Origin of the sequence: Vibrio sp. 10N.222.55.C6 (assembly GCF_041473395.1) — a bacterium.
GTDB classification, from domain to species: domain Bacteria; phylum Pseudomonadota; class Gammaproteobacteria; order Enterobacterales; family Vibrionaceae; genus Vibrio; species Vibrio crassostreae_C.
This window is the reverse complement of record NZ_JBFRSD010000941.1, coordinates 1-332: the sequence shown is the minus strand read 5'-3', so window position 1 is coordinate 332 and position 332 is coordinate 1. Positions and strand designations below refer to the sequence as shown.

General features: G+C 43.7%; 1 pseudogene. It reads right to left on the bottom strand.

Going from position 1 to position 332, the window contains the following annotated elements:
* Positions 1-332 (bottom strand): annotated as a pseudogene (locus tag AB4486_RS26960) (hypothetical protein); the annotation flags it as partial.

Genomic DNA, 332 nt, shown 5'->3' with positions numbered 1-332 from the left:
AACAAATGGTAGCCGATGGAAACTGGCAAATTATCAGCGTCTTTAGTAATAAAACGCTCTAGTTCATCAAAATCATTCGGCTGTTTTTCACTTGGATATAACCATCGCCCGTATGCTGGTAACCCTTTTAAGACATGGAAAAGCTCACTCCTGCTGGTAAATGTCCTTAGCCACTCAATCTGCGTCGATAGCTGTGGTTGGTATAATGCCCCTCCGGCGAAAGCAACTGGAAGTGCCGTTTTAAGCACGGACTTAAAATCTGAAATTCGGCTGTCACTGTGGACTCTGATAACTAGGTCTATTTCTAGGTCTGCCAATCGTTCACTACGAAT